This is a genomic window from Pseudomonas sp. 300 (assembly GCF_055803035.1).
Map to the genome: position 1 here is coordinate 3,052,411 of NZ_JAVLRV010000002.1, position 15,764 is coordinate 3,068,174.

Sequence of the window (15,764 nt, forward strand, 5' to 3'; positions counted from 1 at the left end):
CAACAGGTGATACCCATTGTGGGAGCGAGCCTGCTCGCGAAAGCGGAGTGTCAGACGACATAAGTGTTGAATGATGAACCGCCTTCACGAGCAGGCTCGCTCCCACAGTGGTTTTTGTAGTGCTACTTAATAATAAGGATCAGGCCATGCGTGCACTGGCTGCATTGAGCCGCTTTGTCGGCAACACCTTCGCTTACTGGGTTCTGATTTTCGCCGTCGTGGCCTTCCTGCAACCGGCGTGGTTCATCGGCCTGAAAGGCGCCATCGTCCCCTTGCTGGGGCTGGTGATGTTCGGCATGGGCCTGACCCTCAAACTCGAAGATTTCGCTGAAGTCGCCCGCCATCCGTGGCGCGTGGCGCTGGGCGTCGTTGCGCATTTTGTGATCATGCCCGGTGTGGCGTGGTTGCTCTGCCAGGTGTTCCACTTGCCGCCGGAAATTGCCGTCGGCGTCATTCTTGTCGGCTGCTGCCCGAGCGGCACCTCCTCGAACGTGATGACCTGGCTCGCCCGCGGGGATCTGGCGCTGTCGGTGGCCATCGCCGCCGTCACCACCCTCCTCGCTCCGCTGCTGACCCCGGCGTTGATCTGGTTGCTGGCTTCGGCCTGGTTGCCGGTGTCATTCATGGAGCTGTTCTGGTCGATCCTGCAGGTGGTGCTGCTGCCCATCGTGCTCGGCGTGGTCGCTCAGCGCCTGCTAGGCGACCGGGTTCGCCACGCGGTGGACGTGTTGCCGCTGGTTTCCGTGGTCAGCATCGTGATCATCGTCACCGCTGTCGTCGCTGCCAGCCAGGCGAAAATAGCCGAGTCCGGCCTGCTGATCATGGCCGTGGTGATGCTGCACAACAGCTTTGGCTACTTGCTCGGGTACTTCACCGGACGGCTGTTCAAGCTGCCCCTGGCTCAGCGTAAATCCCTGGCGCTGGAAGTCGGCATGCAAAACTCCGGTTTGGGCGCCGCGCTGGCCAGTGCTCACTTCTCGCCGCTGGCGGCGGTGCCGAGCGCGTTGTTCAGTGTGTGGCACAACATTTCCGGAGCGCTGCTCTCGACGTATTTCCGCCGGATGAGTGAGAAAGAAGATCGGGAAACGGCGGCTCGGCAAGTGACTGAATAAGCGCCAAACTTGATCCCCGGGTTAATGATGGGCACCATACGGCGCAACGTGAGGACGACCTCGCGGCTCGATCGAGTCATTAATCTGGGGACGACCCCGTCAATCGATGGAGGTCTCTCATGTCCTGGATCATTCTGTTTTTCGCCGGCCTGTTCGAAGTGGGCTGGGCTGTCGGGCTGAAATACACCGATGGTTTCAGCCGTCCTCTCCCTACTGCGTTGACGGTTGCCGCGATGGCCATCAGCCTTGGCCTGCTCGGCCTGGCGATGAAGGAATTGCCCTTGGGCACGGCCTATGCGATCTGGACCGGCGTCGGTGCCGTCGGCACGGTCATCGCCGGGATCATCCTGTTTGGTGAGTCCATGGCATTGTTCAGGCTGGCCAGCGTGGCATTGATCATTGCCGGACTGATTGGACTGAAAGTCAGCGCCTGAGGGCTTGCGACCAATACGACAAAGCCCGCCCCTCGACAGAGGGCGCGGGCTTTTTCAATGGTTGTACGACAGATCAGCTTTCGGCCAATGCCCTGCGCTCACGCGCGACCGGAGCCTTTGCCGAATGCTCAAGCTGGATGCAACGCTCCAGGAACAGGAACATGTAGTCGTAGCTTTTGCACACGGCCGCGCGCAATTCAGCCTGCAGTGACGTGCTCGGGTTCAGCCCCGCCAGCGTGCAGATGATTTCCAGCGCTTCCCACGGATGGGCGTCATCATACTGGGCATGCATCTTCAGCCACTTCATGGCTCGCTTGCGATCTTCTTCGGGGAACGCTGCCGCGTAGAGGCCATTGGAACAGACCAGCGCCGACCATTCACCTGTCGCGCCTTCAATGGCGTAGTTGGTGGCAGCAATGGCCACGATCAGCGAATCCGCCGAACTGGTGTGCCAGCACCAATGGCTCAAGGCGTGAAGTTCAGGGGCCACCTTTTGCGCCTGCAGATCTTCCAGGCTGACGCCATGCGCACGGCTCCAGTGCACCCAGTAATCGGCATGGTTCAATTCCACACGAATGTTGCGCATCAACCATCGTCGCGCCATGTCCTCGCCGGGATGGCGGGCAAAACGGGTCTTGGTGAGGTTCTGTGCCATATATAACGCGAATTGTTCAACCACGGGCCAACCACCAATGAGGTAGTTGCGCATGGTCTTTGCGCTGAGTTTGTTGTCTCGCATGCGCCTGTACAATTCGTGTTCGACAACCCGGCGTTTACTCTCGCTGCAGTCCTGGATCAATTGCTGAGCCCAGGCGGGATAACTTGCAGCTTCCATGAGGGGGCCGGTTCGGTTGAATGTGTCGATCACTGTCGGGTTCCTTTTGATTGTGATTGTAAGGATCAGCAAGAGATTTCAACGGAACGTGCCAGGCGCCTTGAACAACAACGGCTGAGGCCTGGCAGGACGACTTTGTAAACTATCGCAGGTAAACAGATGCGGGCGCTCAATCACATACCCTTGAGCGTAATCCACCCCGATCTCCAGCAATGCCTGCTCAATCTGGGGTGTTTCAACAAACTCGGCAATCGTACGCTTACCCATTACATGACCGATGTGATTGATCACTTCGACCATGGCGCGGTTAATCGGGTCGTCCAGCATATCCTTTACGAAACTCCCGTCGATCTTCAGGAAGTCTACAGGCAAATGTTTCAAATAGGCGAATGAGGACATACCGGCGCAAAAGTCGTCCAACGAAAAGTGACAACCTAAGCCTTTGAGTTCATTAATAAATCTAATTGCACTTCCAAGATTGGAAATAGCACTGGTTTCAGTGATTTCAAAACAAATCATTTCAGGAGGTATGGAATAAGTAACGAACTGTTGACGGAGGAAGTCCAGGAACGCCTCATCTCCGATAGTTGTGCCTGACAGATTAATCGCACACATCGCCAACGGCTCTTTGTGTTTCTCCGATATACATTGGGCAATGATCTTGAAAACATTCTGCACAACCCAGCGATCAAGCGAAGTCATCAGCCCATAACGTTCCGCCGCCGGAATAAAACTGTCGGGCAATATCATGCGCCCGGCTTCGTCATGCAGGCGCAGCAGGATTTCTATATGCCCGCCCCCCTGTTCGACATGACCCAATGCTGCGATTTCTTGGGCATACAGACAAAAGCGGTCCTCTTCCAGCGCCATGTGCAAGCGCTGCACCCAGGCCATTTCGCCAAAGCGCAGGGACAGTTCCGAGTCATCGGCGTGATAGACCTGAACCCGGTTGCGGCCCTTTTCCTTGGCCATGTAGCAGGCCATATCGGCGGCGCGCAGCGATGTTTCGAGGGTGGTCGGGTGCTGATTGATATGCACCAGCCCGATGCTCACAGTGGTCACGAACGGCCGGCCTTTCCAAACGAAGTGCAGGTTCTGCACGGTCAGGCGCAGACCCTCGGCGATTTTCTCCGCGGCTTCCGGCGCACAATTCTCCAGCAGGATGCCAAATTCGTCGCCGCCCAGACGGGCCAGGGTATCGCTTTCGCGCAAGCCCGATTGCAGCAACGCGCAGATATGCCGCAACAACTCGTCTCCCGCCGCGTGGCCGCAGGTGTCGTTGACGAGCTTGAACTGGTCCAGGTCGAGAAACATCAGGGCATGACGCCCCGGATGCCGCGTCAGGTTGTGCAGCGCCTGTTCCAGGCGATATTCGAATTCGCGGCGATTGGCGAGCCCGGTCAAGGCGTCATGGGTGGCCTGCCAGGACAAATTGGCAATGTATTGCCGCTCCTGGGTCATGTCGTGCAACACCAGCACGGTGCCGCTGACCTTGCCGGCATTGCGGATAGGTGCACCGACCAGCGTGACCGAAACCGTGCTGCCATCCAGCCGTTGAATCAACTTGGAATGCTCGCTGCCACCGCTGAGCTGACCGCTCAGGATGTGCTCGATCAGCGTAAAGCCGTCGGCCTGGGCGTTCTCGTCCAGCAGATTGAACAGCGCGGCCAGGGGCAAACCTGTCGCCTGCTCGGCCTTCCAGTGCGTCAACGCCTCGGCGGCCGGGTTCATGTAGGCAATTGCGCCGTCGACATTGGTGGTAATCACGCCATCGCCAATCGACTGCAGGGTGATCTGTGCTCGCTCCTTCTCCAACTGCAACGCGTCAGCGAACGCATGGCGCTGTTTGAGCAGTTTGTGCGTGCGCATCAGGGCCAGGACAATCAAGCCCAGAGCGGTGGCGAGGTTGATCACCAGCAACAGCCGCAGGATCCTCCGCGAGCCTTCACCCAAGGCATCGCTGAAGGCCTTCGCTGCCGGTGTCACACTTTCGTTGATGACGAATATCTGATCTTTCCAGCGCTTGATATCGGCATCGGTGGCCTGGCCGGTGGCGATGCGCTGATGCATCTCCCGCGCAATGTCATCGAGTTGCACCATATACGCGTCGCCCACCCTCCAGAGGTCAATGGCCTTCTGGTGGTAACTGAAGTGCCTGAAATTCAGGTACAGCCAGATCACACTATTGACGTCATCCGGGTGGTTGCCGCCCTTGAGGACCGCCACGCGCGCGGCTTCGATATTCGGCGGCTGACCATCCAGCGCCACCCGCAACTCATGCCCCCCCTGAGGCACGGCAATCGCGTTCCGGTATTTGTTGAATATCGTCTCGTCGTGACTGTCGGCGTAGAGATTGAGGTAATAGATGGCGTCTTTCTGGCCTTTGGACCAGAGGCTTTCACCGGCGACATAGCCGCGCACTGCCGAAAGTACATAAAGGCTGACGCCGCCCAGCAAGGCCTGAAACAGCACGACGGCGATAAATGGCCAGACAATGCCCAACAACCGTGGCGTTCCGAGAGTCCGCGTTCGATTCATGAGGTCCCTTGTTTTAGCACTGCCCGATCATCATCCAACGTGATCGCTACAGCTAGACTAGGGTGCGTTTTCGATCCCGGCAAGCGAGAAGCCCTTTCTATGGGCAAGTGCAGGTAAATAACTGTTTTCAGAGAGAGATGTGGACACACCACGCACGACAGTTCCCCGAAAAAAACGCCATCCCATAACTATGTACCGCTCCTTCTTGCTCATTTTCTCTTGAAATCGGACCACGGCTGCATTGCGTTGAGCGATGCGCCAATCCACTGACACTCAAGAGAAGCTCCCTAATGCCAACAGACACTTTAAGCGCGACACCGCCCTCCACACTCTCACATGCTCAGATGTACAGAGGCCAGTTAGAAGATTACGAACTCATGCTGACGGCAATGCGCGACGTCAATCTGCATAACTCAATACCGATTCGACCTTTTTCACCGCTACATAGAGTGAGCGAGGACGGGTACAACGCGCTGTGGCAATTACTGCGCGACAACGACTACATAGCGATGTGTACAAAGCTCAAACTTCAGCACTTTGATCTTTACGTTAGCTTCAATGAAGGCAACTTTATCTATCAAGCCTGGGATACCGACGGCAACCGAGTTTCTTTGGCATTGACGGAGTTTTCAAAATGGCAGGTGCTGAAGACCCGGATCGAACAGGCCGCGACGTTACTGGGAGGAGCGATACACTCTAACCGCTACATCAGCATGGAGAGGATATGCCAGTTTTACGGGCTTGCCCCGTGGAGGCGCCTACATCCGCAGGAACATCCGGGCGCTATTGCAGCCCTTCAAGAAAAAATCGCCAGCCATCGCTTGAGGCTGGAAGACGATTTCGAAGCGCTCGATCTGAAGCGCCCGCCCACAGAACGGGAGCGGGAAAAATTTCAGCTTCTCCAACACGCATTTCCTGACACTCCACTCGATGCGCAAATACTCCATAACGACCAGGTTCGCGCCGAAATAATCGATGCGGTCAATCTGTTTTTGCCTGAGGACGAACCGTTACTACTGCACTATCTCGCCAAAAGCATTCTTTCCTCGGAAACGATCGGGCAAGTCCGCGCGACACCGGCTGTTTATCTGGAAAAAATCCTGCAAAGCCCTGAGGCCGAAAAGCTGGCCGACATTTTACTGAGCACAATGAAGTGGTACGGCGGGAATGCGGACGAGGAGACCTCTCCTTTCATCCGGACCAGACTGGTCGCCAACGCGCTGCAGTATTGGCTTTCTGCACAGACTTTGGACAACCCCGACCTGATCGCCGGTTATGACCTGCAGTCCCGCTCCAATTGGGGAAAGGGATACAAGGCTATCCGCAACGAATTTGAAACCCATTTGCGCACTGCAAAATTGGCAGCCACGGTGAAAGAAGCAATCGTCATGGCCCAGCTTTTTTTGCCCCGGTTTCCGATCGAGTTTCGCATCAGGGATATTCCGGAAGATCTCGCCTATCGGAGTTCGGTCGTCTGGGTCAATTTCGTCAATGGCGTCAATTTCGTAAACGCCGTCTCACCTGAATTGCTGTACAGGCTGAGTTTCCAGCAGTTGGTCAACGTGCCCATGCACCGGGCCGAAGTGGCAACGACGGAAGAATTGAACCTCATCAATCTCACCAGGCTGCTTCCAACGCTGGATTGGGCCGTCACACTTGGTTTCCTTGCGCAAAAAGCCCTCAAGGACTACACGCAAGCCGACATCGAACGCGCCTGCTCCGAACTGGAAAAACACTCGAAAGAGGTCAATCAAGCGGTTCTGCACATCAATGAAGAGCCCCCCAAACGCCTGTCCATTGCCAAGGCTAAAATAAAAACGCTGTTCGGAAATGAAGCCTTCACTACCGATGGACGCAAACTGGCCAGGTATGACGAGTTGGCTTCGATCGGCTTTCGCGACCCACCGCCACTGCGGGGCAAGGAATACAAGTATTACTCGTTCGCCGATGTGTTGGCGTCCGGCATGTTCGACGATCAGCAACGATGGTTTGTGACTGAGGCCGACGGCGTGACCTTAAGCAAACAATGGATCAGGATGGACGAGGACCGGCATGTAAAAACCGAAAGACCGTGGCCAGCTCCCGGATTCAACTGGGAAGGCCGTCAGCTAGTCCTGTCGCCGTGGACCAAAATCCCCGATGCCCCTGCGCTGTTTGACGATGCCTTCAAGCAGCATCTGGAAACAATTACGGCGGCCTATCAAACATTGATTGTAACGCTATTGACCTCACTTCCGTACGCCGACCGCCTGGCGCTGGAGGTGGGCGAAGTGAAGATTTACAGCCTGCGCAAGGAAACCAAGAAAGTCGCGGCCAAGGACGAGACGCCCGAAATAACCTTGCCGCTCAGAGCGCGCAACGGCGTGATACTGCAAGCGATTCAAACAAAAGAAGCCATCGGGGATGAAGCCGCGGTTTCCGTGACCACCTTTTACGAGCTTCTCCCCAGAGCCGGTGTGATACGTCGTCTCGAAAACTTTGATGCGGCGTTGTTGACTCCCCGGATCGGGGCAATGGCAACCGCTTCCAATGGTGCCTATGTAAATGTCATCCGCGACAGGCATTTACCCTTCGATTGGGACGCGCACTCAAACGGCACCCCGCCCAAGGCTACGGCTTTCTGTGAGGCCATCATCGATCAACTGCCACCGGCGCTCAACGCAGTTTCCGAAGTCACCGAAAATCATCAACGCGCCCCGTTGACCCTGTCTTCCAGCCGTTCAGTGGCTATCAGTCGACACATAGCCACCGAACTCCTGTTCGTTGACCCGCAAGAGTTGCGCACCTTTGCGAAGGGTCAGACCAAGTTTGAACTCGAAGAAGCTCAACGCAGAAAGACATTGATGATCGCAAAGATGTTTGTACCGTTCTGGGGTCCTGTCGAAGACGTGATGTCAGGCGATAAGAACCGCATCGCGTTGGGGATAGCCGGCCTGTTTTTCGACGTGATTTCGTTCGTGATCCCCATTGGCAAATTCGCCACGGGATCGATAAGACTGATCAGCAACGCGGGCCAGCTGGCCACGCGCGCAACGCTTCCTTCATTCACCACACTGACAAAAACGCTGCTGGTATCGACGTTGCGAGAGTTGAACCCGCTTGAGATTATTCCCGCGCTGCTCAAGGGATTGGGCAAATCGGTGCGATACATTTATAAAGCCGTCACGTTCAGATTCAACGAACTCGTGGGGAAAGTCCGCTACTACGAGTACGTGCGCAGCTTGCCTCAGTTGAGCGACGCCGGACGCTGGAAGCCTGCAACGCAGTTTGATCAGTTAGCCAGTATTAAAGGCCTGCACGATGTGCCAATACGCAACATCGGCACCACTGGCAAGACGGACTTGCGCTTGGTCGATCCTTTATCCTCAAAGCCGTACGGCCCTTCGTTAAACACCCGCGCCAGTGATTTCTCGCCTGGGCAATCGCACTACAGCACCCTGGAAAGCCGCAACCAGCAATCGGTTGTGGAGGTATCCAAGACTCGCCACGTACACGAAGTGCTTGAAGTGGACGGCCGCACCACGCTGTTCATCGATGACGTGCCGTACCGATTGAAGGGCGACACACTGCACCGTGCGGACTTGATTGACCCGAGCGATTCGTTGAAGTCTATACCTTGCCGACCGCGACGCGCCCCGGGAGACGTGTGCACGACCCGCTATGTGATGCGAGACCCGGCCCCGACACCCGCGGTGGGCACGTTCGATGAAACCAAGGGCTGGGCCACCTGGTTCGGCGACAGCATCTATACACCAGGCGCTGCCGGCGTCCCCCTGAAAAGGGCTTCGTTGGCCACTCACACAACACTCGACGCGACGATGGAGTTCCGTAAGGGCATGTACGGGCGGGTCAAAGTCAGCGTCACGAAAAAGGGTGTAACCGATACCTTCCACGCCGGAGCCATCATCGCCGATTCGATCGACGGATCGAAACGGTATGTTTTCACACGTCTTGATGCAGGGGATTTTTACGTTGCCGAGCTGGCGAAAGGACAAAGCCTGCGTGACTCACTGGTCTTCAAGCAAGCGTCAACCTTGCCCACCGAACTGCGGCGCGAATTGATGGTGGTGTACACCGGCTCGTTGAATGCCAACAACATGGCGAGGATTTATGGTGTGGATGTGGTTGAACGCGCGCTAAAAACGATGGAAGAGATCGCCATACGGATAGGTGGCCATGCCAACCCACCCAATACGCTCAGATTGATCAAGGTCGATACCAGCCCAGGCGAAGCGGTCCTGTTCGATCACTCGACTCGAATGATCGTCACCCGTCTGCCAGACAGTGCGAAAAACTGGTCACGCAGCAAGGAGGCACCGGAAGTGTTCCGCCAGAAGACGGTGGAAATTTTCGATACGTTGTTCGTTGAATCGATCATCAAACCGAAGAATGTGGACAGCGCCCTGCGGATCGACAGAACGATGAAAAAGCTTCAGAACTTGATCCCTGAAAGCGAGCGCACTCATAACGCGAGAAACATCGCGTACGCCGAAGTAACCACTGCTGCGGGGAAGCGGGAGGTTTATGTCAGCGTTTCAGGTGCGCAAGGACTTACCGGAGAACTACCGCTGTTCAAACCTCCGTTCGCCCCGGATGAAGTCATCATCAACGGGACCACCTACTTCAATATCGACGTAGGCCAGACATTTACCAGGACGGCGTTGAACGTCACAAACGAAGGAAAGGTACTGGCCATTCCGCACACGATAAAGGACATTGACACCTACAACCCGACGATGACCAGCCGCCCGACCTCTTTGGACAGCGAGTCCAAGCTGATCAACGCACTCCGACAAAAATACCCGGATCGCGAAATGATCACCTCGATCAACGTGGCCACGACCATGCCGCCCTGCAACAGCTGTTCTGTCGTGATGAAAGAGTTCGGCTATGACGGTACGGCGGGTACTCTGGAGGTTCTGTGGCAGTGACTTACAACTGCTGCAAATGCCCATAAAGCTTGGCGTATAAACCACCGTCAGCAATCAGTTGCTGATGGTCGCCATCCTCGGCAATCTGCCCGCCATCGAACACCAGCACCCGATCCGCCTGCTTCACCGCCGACAAACGGTGCGCAATGATCAGGGTGGTGCGGTGACTCAGGAACCGCGCCAATGCCTGGTGCAGGTTGTATTCGGTGGCGGCATCCAGTGCTGAAGTGGCCTCGTCGAGGATTACCACTTTCGGTTCGGCCAGCACCATTCGGGCGATTGCCAGACGTTGGCGCTGACCGCCGGACAAGCGCACGCCGGACCGCCCGACGATACTGTCCAGGCCGTTGGGCAATTCCCGAACCGTGTTGTGCAGTTGCGCAATTTCCAGTGCCTGCCAGCAGGCTTCGTCGCTGCGCTCACGGCCCATGGTGAGGTTGGCGCGGATGGTGTCGTTGAACAGCGCCGGGTGTTGCAGGACCACGGCGACGTTTTCCCGCACCGTTTCCAGACCGATATCCTGTTGGGTCGAACCGCCGAAGCGGATCGTCCCGGCCAGCGGTGTATACAGGCCCAGCAGCAACTGCACCAAGGTACTTTTGCCACCGCCGCTGGCGCCGACAATCGCGACTTTTTCACCGGGAGCGATCGACAGGTTCATCTGGTTCAACACCAGCTCGTCGCCGTAACCGAAACTTAATCCCTGGACTTCAATACCTACGGTTTCGCGACCGTTGAACGGGTCGACGCCGCCCGGGTATTCCGGCTCATCGGCACGGGCCAACAGTTCGTTGATCCGCGACAGCGCGCCACCCGCCGCGTAGTAGGCGTATTGCAGATTCAGCAGCTGTTCCACCGGACCGATCATGAACCACAAGTAGCTGAACACCGCGAGCATCTGGCCGATGGACAGGTCGGAGAACAACACCGTGAGCATGGCGGCGGCACGAAAAATATCGATGCCGAACTGGAACAGCAAACCGCTGGCCCGGTTCGAGGCATCGGTTTTCCACTGCGAAGTCACCGCGTAATCGCGTACTTCCCGCGCCCGCTGGCCGAGTCGCCCGAGGAAAAAGCCCTGGCGGTTGCCGGCGCGCACCTCCTGGATGGAATCGAGGGTTTCGGTGAGTGCCTGGGTAAAGCGCGAGGTGCTGTCGTTCTCGAGTTTCTTCAGGTGTTTGACCCGCTTGCCCAGCAGCACCGTGGCATAGATCACCAGCGGATTGAACAGCATGATCAACAGCGCCAGCTTCCAGTGCATCCAGATCAGAATGCTCGCCGTACCGACCAGGGTCAGCATGGCGACGAGGAAACGGCTAAGGGTTTCGCCGACGAATTTGTCCACGGTATCCAGGTCGGTGACCAGGTGCGTGGTGACCGTGCCGCTGCCCAGGCTTTCGTATTCGCCCAGCGAGATGCGCTTGAGACGTTCGATCAACCGTATGCGGATGCGGTAGACGATGTCTTTGGCCAATGCCGCGAACAACTTTGCCTGCACCACGTTGAACAGCAAGGCACCGCAGCGCAGCAACAAGGTCACCAGCAGCATCAGGCCGATGTACCCCGCCGCTTTCTGCCAGCCTTCGGGCAGTGCGTGGTTCATGACTTTCAGCGCAGCGTCGCCATGGCCCAGCAGCACTTCGTCCACCAGCAACGGCAGCAGCAAGGGAATCGGCACGCTGCACAAGGTCGCCAGCACAGCCACGCCGTTGGCGATCCACAGGGCTTTCTTGTGATGCAGGGCCAGGCGGCGGATTTCCGCCCAGCTCAGACGGTCGACACGTGCAGCGGTTGGAGCGTCGTCGGGCAGATCATGCACAGGCAGCGCGCTCCAGCCAGCGGCCGAGCAGCGGTGACAGTACGCTGAGAGGCTGATAGCCGTTGGTCAGCAACGCCAATTGACCCTCACGTTCAGCCAGCAAGGTGGGGAAACCGGCGATGCCGAGGTCCTGTACCCAGGTGAAATCAGCCGCTGTCGCAACATGTTGATCGGCGCGGTCGAACGCGGCCGCGAACTCGATGCGCGGCAGACCGGCCTGCTCTGCCAGTTCCACCAGCACACTGGCGTGGGTGACATCGCGACCTTCTGCGTAAAACGCATGCTGGATCAGACCGAGCAGTTTCCATGCGCAATCCGGCGCCAGGCCGCGCGCCGTCACCAACGCCCGACAGGCGGGCTCGGTGTCGTAGACAAAACCTTCGGGCAACGCGCCTTCAGTCTTGAAGGGTTGGCCGGTGGCCTCGGTGACCGCTTGCCAATGTTCAAGAATGTAGCGCCGGGTGGTCGGCTCCAGCGCCGAACCACTGCCGGTGCGCAAGCCGCCCACTACCAGATGCACGTCCACACCCGCCGCCTTCGCCTGTTCGACCAGCGCATTGGCCACCGGCGCAAAGCCCCAGCACCAGGAACACATCGGGTCCATCACATAGAGCAGGCGGCGTACAGACATGGTTCAAGCCTCGGAAGGGGTTTGCTTGTAGTTGTAGCCGATCGGGTGAGGCATGTTGCGAGCCTTGGCCAGTTCGATCTGCTTTTGCCGATCGATGGCGCTGCGACGGGTTTTCTCGCTCAGCTTATCCCAGCAATGCGGACAGCTGATGCCCGCCACGTAGTGCTCGGACGCGCGGTCTTCGACACTAACCGGTGTACGACAGGCATGACATTGATCGTAGTCACCTTCGCTGAGGTCATGACGCACCGTCACGCGGTTATCGAAGACGAAGCAGTCACCCTGCCATTTGGTTTCTTCCTGCGGCACCTCTTCGAGGTACTTCAGAATGCCGCCCTTGAGGTGATAGACCTCGTCGAAACCCTGGCTGAGCATGTAGCTCGAGGCCTTTTCACAACGAATGCCGCCGGTGCAGAACATCGCGACTTTCTTGTGCACGGCCGGGTCGAAGTTGGCTTTGATGTAATCGGGGAATTCACGAAAACTGGTGGTCTTCGGATCGATGGCGCCTTCGAAAGTGCCGATCGAGACTTCGTAGTCGTTACGGGTGTCGATCAACAGCACTTCCGGATCGCTGATCAGCGCGTTCCAGTTCTCTGGATCAACGTAGGTGCCGACCTTTTTGTTCGGGTCCACCCCTTCGACGCCAAGGGTGACGATCTCTTTCTTGAGTTTGACTTTAGTGCGATAGAACGGCTGGTCGTCGCAGTACGACTCTTTGTGGTCGATGTCGTCCATGCGCGGGTCGTTCTTGAGCCAGGCCATCAGCCCGTCGATGCCTTCGCGGCTGCCGGAGACGGTGCCGTTGATGCCTTCTTCGGCGATCAGCAGCGTGCCTTTGATGCCGTTGTCGACCATCGCCTGCAGCAGGGGCTCGCGCAGGTCGACGTAGTTTTCCAGGGTGACGAACTTATACAGTGCCGCCACGACAATCTGTTGTGTCATGGGTGATTCTCCAGGTGGCTACCCTCGTAAGGGGTGAACCGGATGCGAAAAAAAACGCGCCGGGTAAGCGGCGCGTTGCGGATTCTAGCAAAAAACCGAGGGTTAATGCTTGCTGCCGCCAGCACAGGTCGGCGAGGCCGGAGCCGCGTCAATCTGTGCCCATTCCTCAGGCGTGTAGGTATGCAGCGCCAACGCATGAAACTCGCCCATCAGCTCGCCGAGCGTGCCGTAGACTTTCTGGTGACGCTTGACGCGATTGAGCCCTTCGAATTGCTGGCTGACCACCACGGCCTTGTAATGGGTCTGCACCCCACGGCTGTGCATGTGGCTTTCGTCCAGCACTTGAAGATACTCGGGTTGTAACAGGCCCAGTGTCGATTCGATGCGTTGTTGCATGGTCATACCCGGCTCCGCTTAAGGCTTTTTCTTGGCAGGAGCGGCGCCTTTAGGCTCCAGCTCGGCTGTCATGTCAGCCAGCAGTTTGTTGACCACAGGCACGGCGCTTTCCAGCTTGGCTTGAGTCATCTGGGCCGATTGCTGAGTCAGCTGCGGCATTTTTTCCAGGACTTTCTTGCCCAGTGGCGACTGGTAGAACGCAACCAGGTCCTTGAGCTCGGATTCGCTGAAGTTGGTGGTGTACAGCTTGACCATGTCCGGCTTGAGCTTGTTCCAGCCAATGGCTTGGTCCAGAGCAGCGTTGGCTTTGGCCTGGTAGGTTTCCAGCAAGGCTTTTTTCGATTCAGGGGCTTTGGTTTGTTCAAAGCGCTGAGCGAACATTTGCTGCACTTGCATGTACACCGGAGTACCCAATTTGTCAGCGTGCGCCAGGGTCAGGAAAGCTTCGGCACTGGCGTTGTGGCTGGCGGTATCGGCAAAAACAGGGCCGCTGGCGCAAACCAGTGCAACCGCGGTACAGATGGCACGAAGACGAGTCATCGAGTTTCCTTTTCTAGCAGGCGAGGTAAAACCCCAAGGGCGACCATTCTGCGCCTAAAAAAGTGTGTCGCTCAACCCCAAGCCTTGTCGGGCCTGAATTAGAGGGGTTGAATGGTCAAAATACTGACCGATGGAACCACGGCCGGCGATCACGGCCTAAACTGCGCTATCAGACTGACAGGAGTGTGCATGATGAGCCGTATAGAGACCGACAGCCTTGGCGAGGTGGAAGTGCCGGATGAGGCCTACTGGGGTGCTCAGACGCAACGCTCGCTGATTAACTTCGCTATCGGCAACGAGCGTATGCCGCTGGCGGTGCTGCATGGGCTGGCGCTGATCAAGAAAGCCGCGGCGCGGGTCAATGACCGCAACGGCGACCTGCCCGCCGACATCGCCCGGTTGATCGAACAGGCTGCCGACGAAGTGCTCGACGGCAGCCACGACGACCAGTTTCCGCTGGTGGTGTGGCAGACCGGCAGCGGCACCCAGAGCAACATGAACGTCAACGAAGTGATTGCCGGGCGGGCCAACGAACTGGCTGGCAACCTGCGAGGCGGCAAGTCGCCGGTGCACCCCAACGATCACGTCAACCGCTCCCAGAGCTCCAACGACTGCTTCCCCACCGCGATGCACATCGCTGCGGTCCAGGCTGTGCAACAGCATTTGCTGCCGGCGATCAACGAGCTGTCGGGAGGTTTGGCCGAGTTGTCCGCGCGGCACATGAAACTGGTGAAGACCGGCCGCACCCACATGATGGATGCGACACCAATCACCTTCGGCCAGGAACTCTCGGCGTTCATCGCGCAACTGGACTACGCCGAGCGGGCGATCCGCAGCGCCCTGCCCGCCGTGTGTGAACTGGCTCAGGGCGGCACCGCGGTCGGCACCGGACTGAACTCACCGCACGGTTTTGGCGAAGCGATCGCCTCCGAGCTGGCCGCGCTCTCCGGTCTGCCGTTTGTCACCGCACCCAACAAGTTCGCCGCACTGGCGGGCCACGAGCCGCTGACCACGTTGTCCGGCGCGCTGAAAACCCTGGCCGTGACCCTGATGAAAATCGCCAACGACCTGCGCCTGCTGGGCTCCGGGCCGCGTGCCGGTTTTGCCGAAGTGAAACTGCCGGCCAACGAACCCGGCAGCTCGATCATGCCCGGCAAGGTCAACCCGACCCAGTGCGAAGCGCTGTCGATGCTGGCGTGTCAGGTGCTGGGCAACGACGTGGCCATCGGCTTCGCCGCGAGTCAGGGCCATCTGCAACTGAACGTGTTCAAACCGGTGATCATCCACAACCTGCTGCAATCGATACGCTTGCTGGGCGATGGCTGCAGCAACTTCCAGCAGCATTGCATCGCCGGCCTGGAGCCGGACGCGGAGAAAATGGCTGAGCATCTGGAACGTGGATTGATGCTGGTGACCGCGCTGAACCCGCATATCGGGTATGACAAGTCGGCGGAGATTGCCAAGAAAGCCTATGCCGAGGGGCTGACCTTGCGGGAGGCGGCGTTGCAGTTGGGTTATCTGACCGATGAACAGTTTGATGCGTGGGTGAGGCCGGAGAATATGCTGGAGGCCGGGGCCAAGGG

At 57.8% G+C, this 15,764-nt stretch carries 11 protein-coding genes; 4 read left to right on the forward strand and 7 right to left on the reverse strand.

The features are described 5' to 3' along the window. The first annotated feature begins 146 nt into the window (after positions 1-146). Together Q7W83_RS20420 and sugE are read left to right on the forward strand one after the other, a co-directional pair. A complete protein-coding gene (locus Q7W83_RS20420; protein ID WP_150631672.1) occupies positions 147-1,112 on the forward strand; it encodes a bile acid:sodium symporter family protein in 966 nt (321 codons plus the stop codon). A gap of 119 nt (positions 1,113-1,231) precedes the next feature. Further along, positions 1,232-1,546 carry a quaternary ammonium compound efflux SMR transporter SugE gene (gene sugE / locus Q7W83_RS20425; RefSeq protein ID WP_010456757.1) on the forward strand — a complete coding sequence of 105 codons (315 nt, stop codon included), beginning with the start codon at positions 1,232-1,234 and terminating at the stop codon, positions 1,544-1,546. Positions 1,547-1,619: 73 nt separating this feature from the next. Here sugE and Q7W83_RS20430 read toward each other — a convergent pair whose 3' ends face one another. Together Q7W83_RS20430 and Q7W83_RS20435 are read right to left on the reverse strand one after the other, a co-directional pair. Further along, positions 1,620-2,381, reverse strand: a complete 762-nt coding sequence (locus tag Q7W83_RS20430; protein ID WP_412071008.1) for a TenA family transcriptional regulator — start codon at positions 2,379-2,381, stop codon at positions 1,620-1,622. Between the two features lie 78 nt (positions 2,382-2,459). Continuing rightward, on the reverse strand, positions 2,460-4,919 hold the full coding sequence (locus Q7W83_RS20435) for an EAL domain-containing protein (protein WP_150654626.1): 2,460 nt from the start codon (positions 4,917-4,919) through the stop codon (positions 2,460-2,462). A gap of 377 nt (positions 4,920-5,296) precedes the next feature. On the opposite strand from Q7W83_RS20435, the gene Q7W83_RS20440 reads away from it, so the two are divergent. Beyond that, positions 5,297-9,850, forward strand: a complete 4,554-nt coding sequence (locus tag Q7W83_RS20440; protein ID WP_473656722.1) for a hypothetical protein — start codon at positions 5,297-5,299, stop codon at positions 9,848-9,850. A gap of 1 nt (position 9,851) precedes the next feature. On the opposite strand, the gene Q7W83_RS20445 is transcribed toward Q7W83_RS20440, so the two are convergent. From Q7W83_RS20445 to Q7W83_RS20465, 5 genes are all read right to left on the reverse strand, one after another. Then, positions 9,852-11,669, reverse strand: coding sequence for an ABC transporter ATP-binding protein (locus Q7W83_RS20445; protein ID WP_150631674.1), 1,818 nt, complete (start codon positions 11,667-11,669; stop codon positions 9,852-9,854). Beyond that, positions 11,662-12,300 (reverse strand): DsbA family protein, encoded by a 639-nt coding sequence (locus tag Q7W83_RS20450; RefSeq protein ID WP_473656725.1) that lies wholly within the window; start codon positions 12,298-12,300, stop codon positions 11,662-11,664. Before Q7W83_RS20450 ends, Q7W83_RS20445 begins: the two co-directional genes overlap by 8 nt. A gap of 3 nt (positions 12,301-12,303) precedes the next feature. After that, on the reverse strand, positions 12,304-13,245 hold the full coding sequence (gene trhO, locus Q7W83_RS20455; RefSeq protein ID WP_008035679.1) for an oxygen-dependent tRNA uridine(34) hydroxylase TrhO: 942 nt from the start codon (positions 13,243-13,245) through the stop codon (positions 12,304-12,306). Between the two features lie 102 nt (positions 13,246-13,347). Further along, complete coding sequence (locus tag Q7W83_RS20460) at positions 13,348-13,647, reverse strand: BolA family protein (RefSeq protein ID WP_150631676.1); 300 nt, start codon at positions 13,645-13,647, stop codon at positions 13,348-13,350. 12 nt (positions 13,648-13,659) lie between these two features. Next, positions 13,660-14,181 (reverse strand): DUF2059 domain-containing protein, encoded by a 522-nt coding sequence (locus tag Q7W83_RS20465; RefSeq protein ID WP_150631677.1) that lies wholly within the window; start codon positions 14,179-14,181, stop codon positions 13,660-13,662. 192 nt (positions 14,182-14,373) lie between these two features. On the opposite strand from Q7W83_RS20465, the gene Q7W83_RS20470 reads away from it, so the two are divergent. After that, positions 14,374-15,764, forward strand: a 1,391-nt coding sequence (locus Q7W83_RS20470) for a class II fumarate hydratase (protein ID WP_150636000.1), incomplete at its 3' end; no start/stop codon positions are given.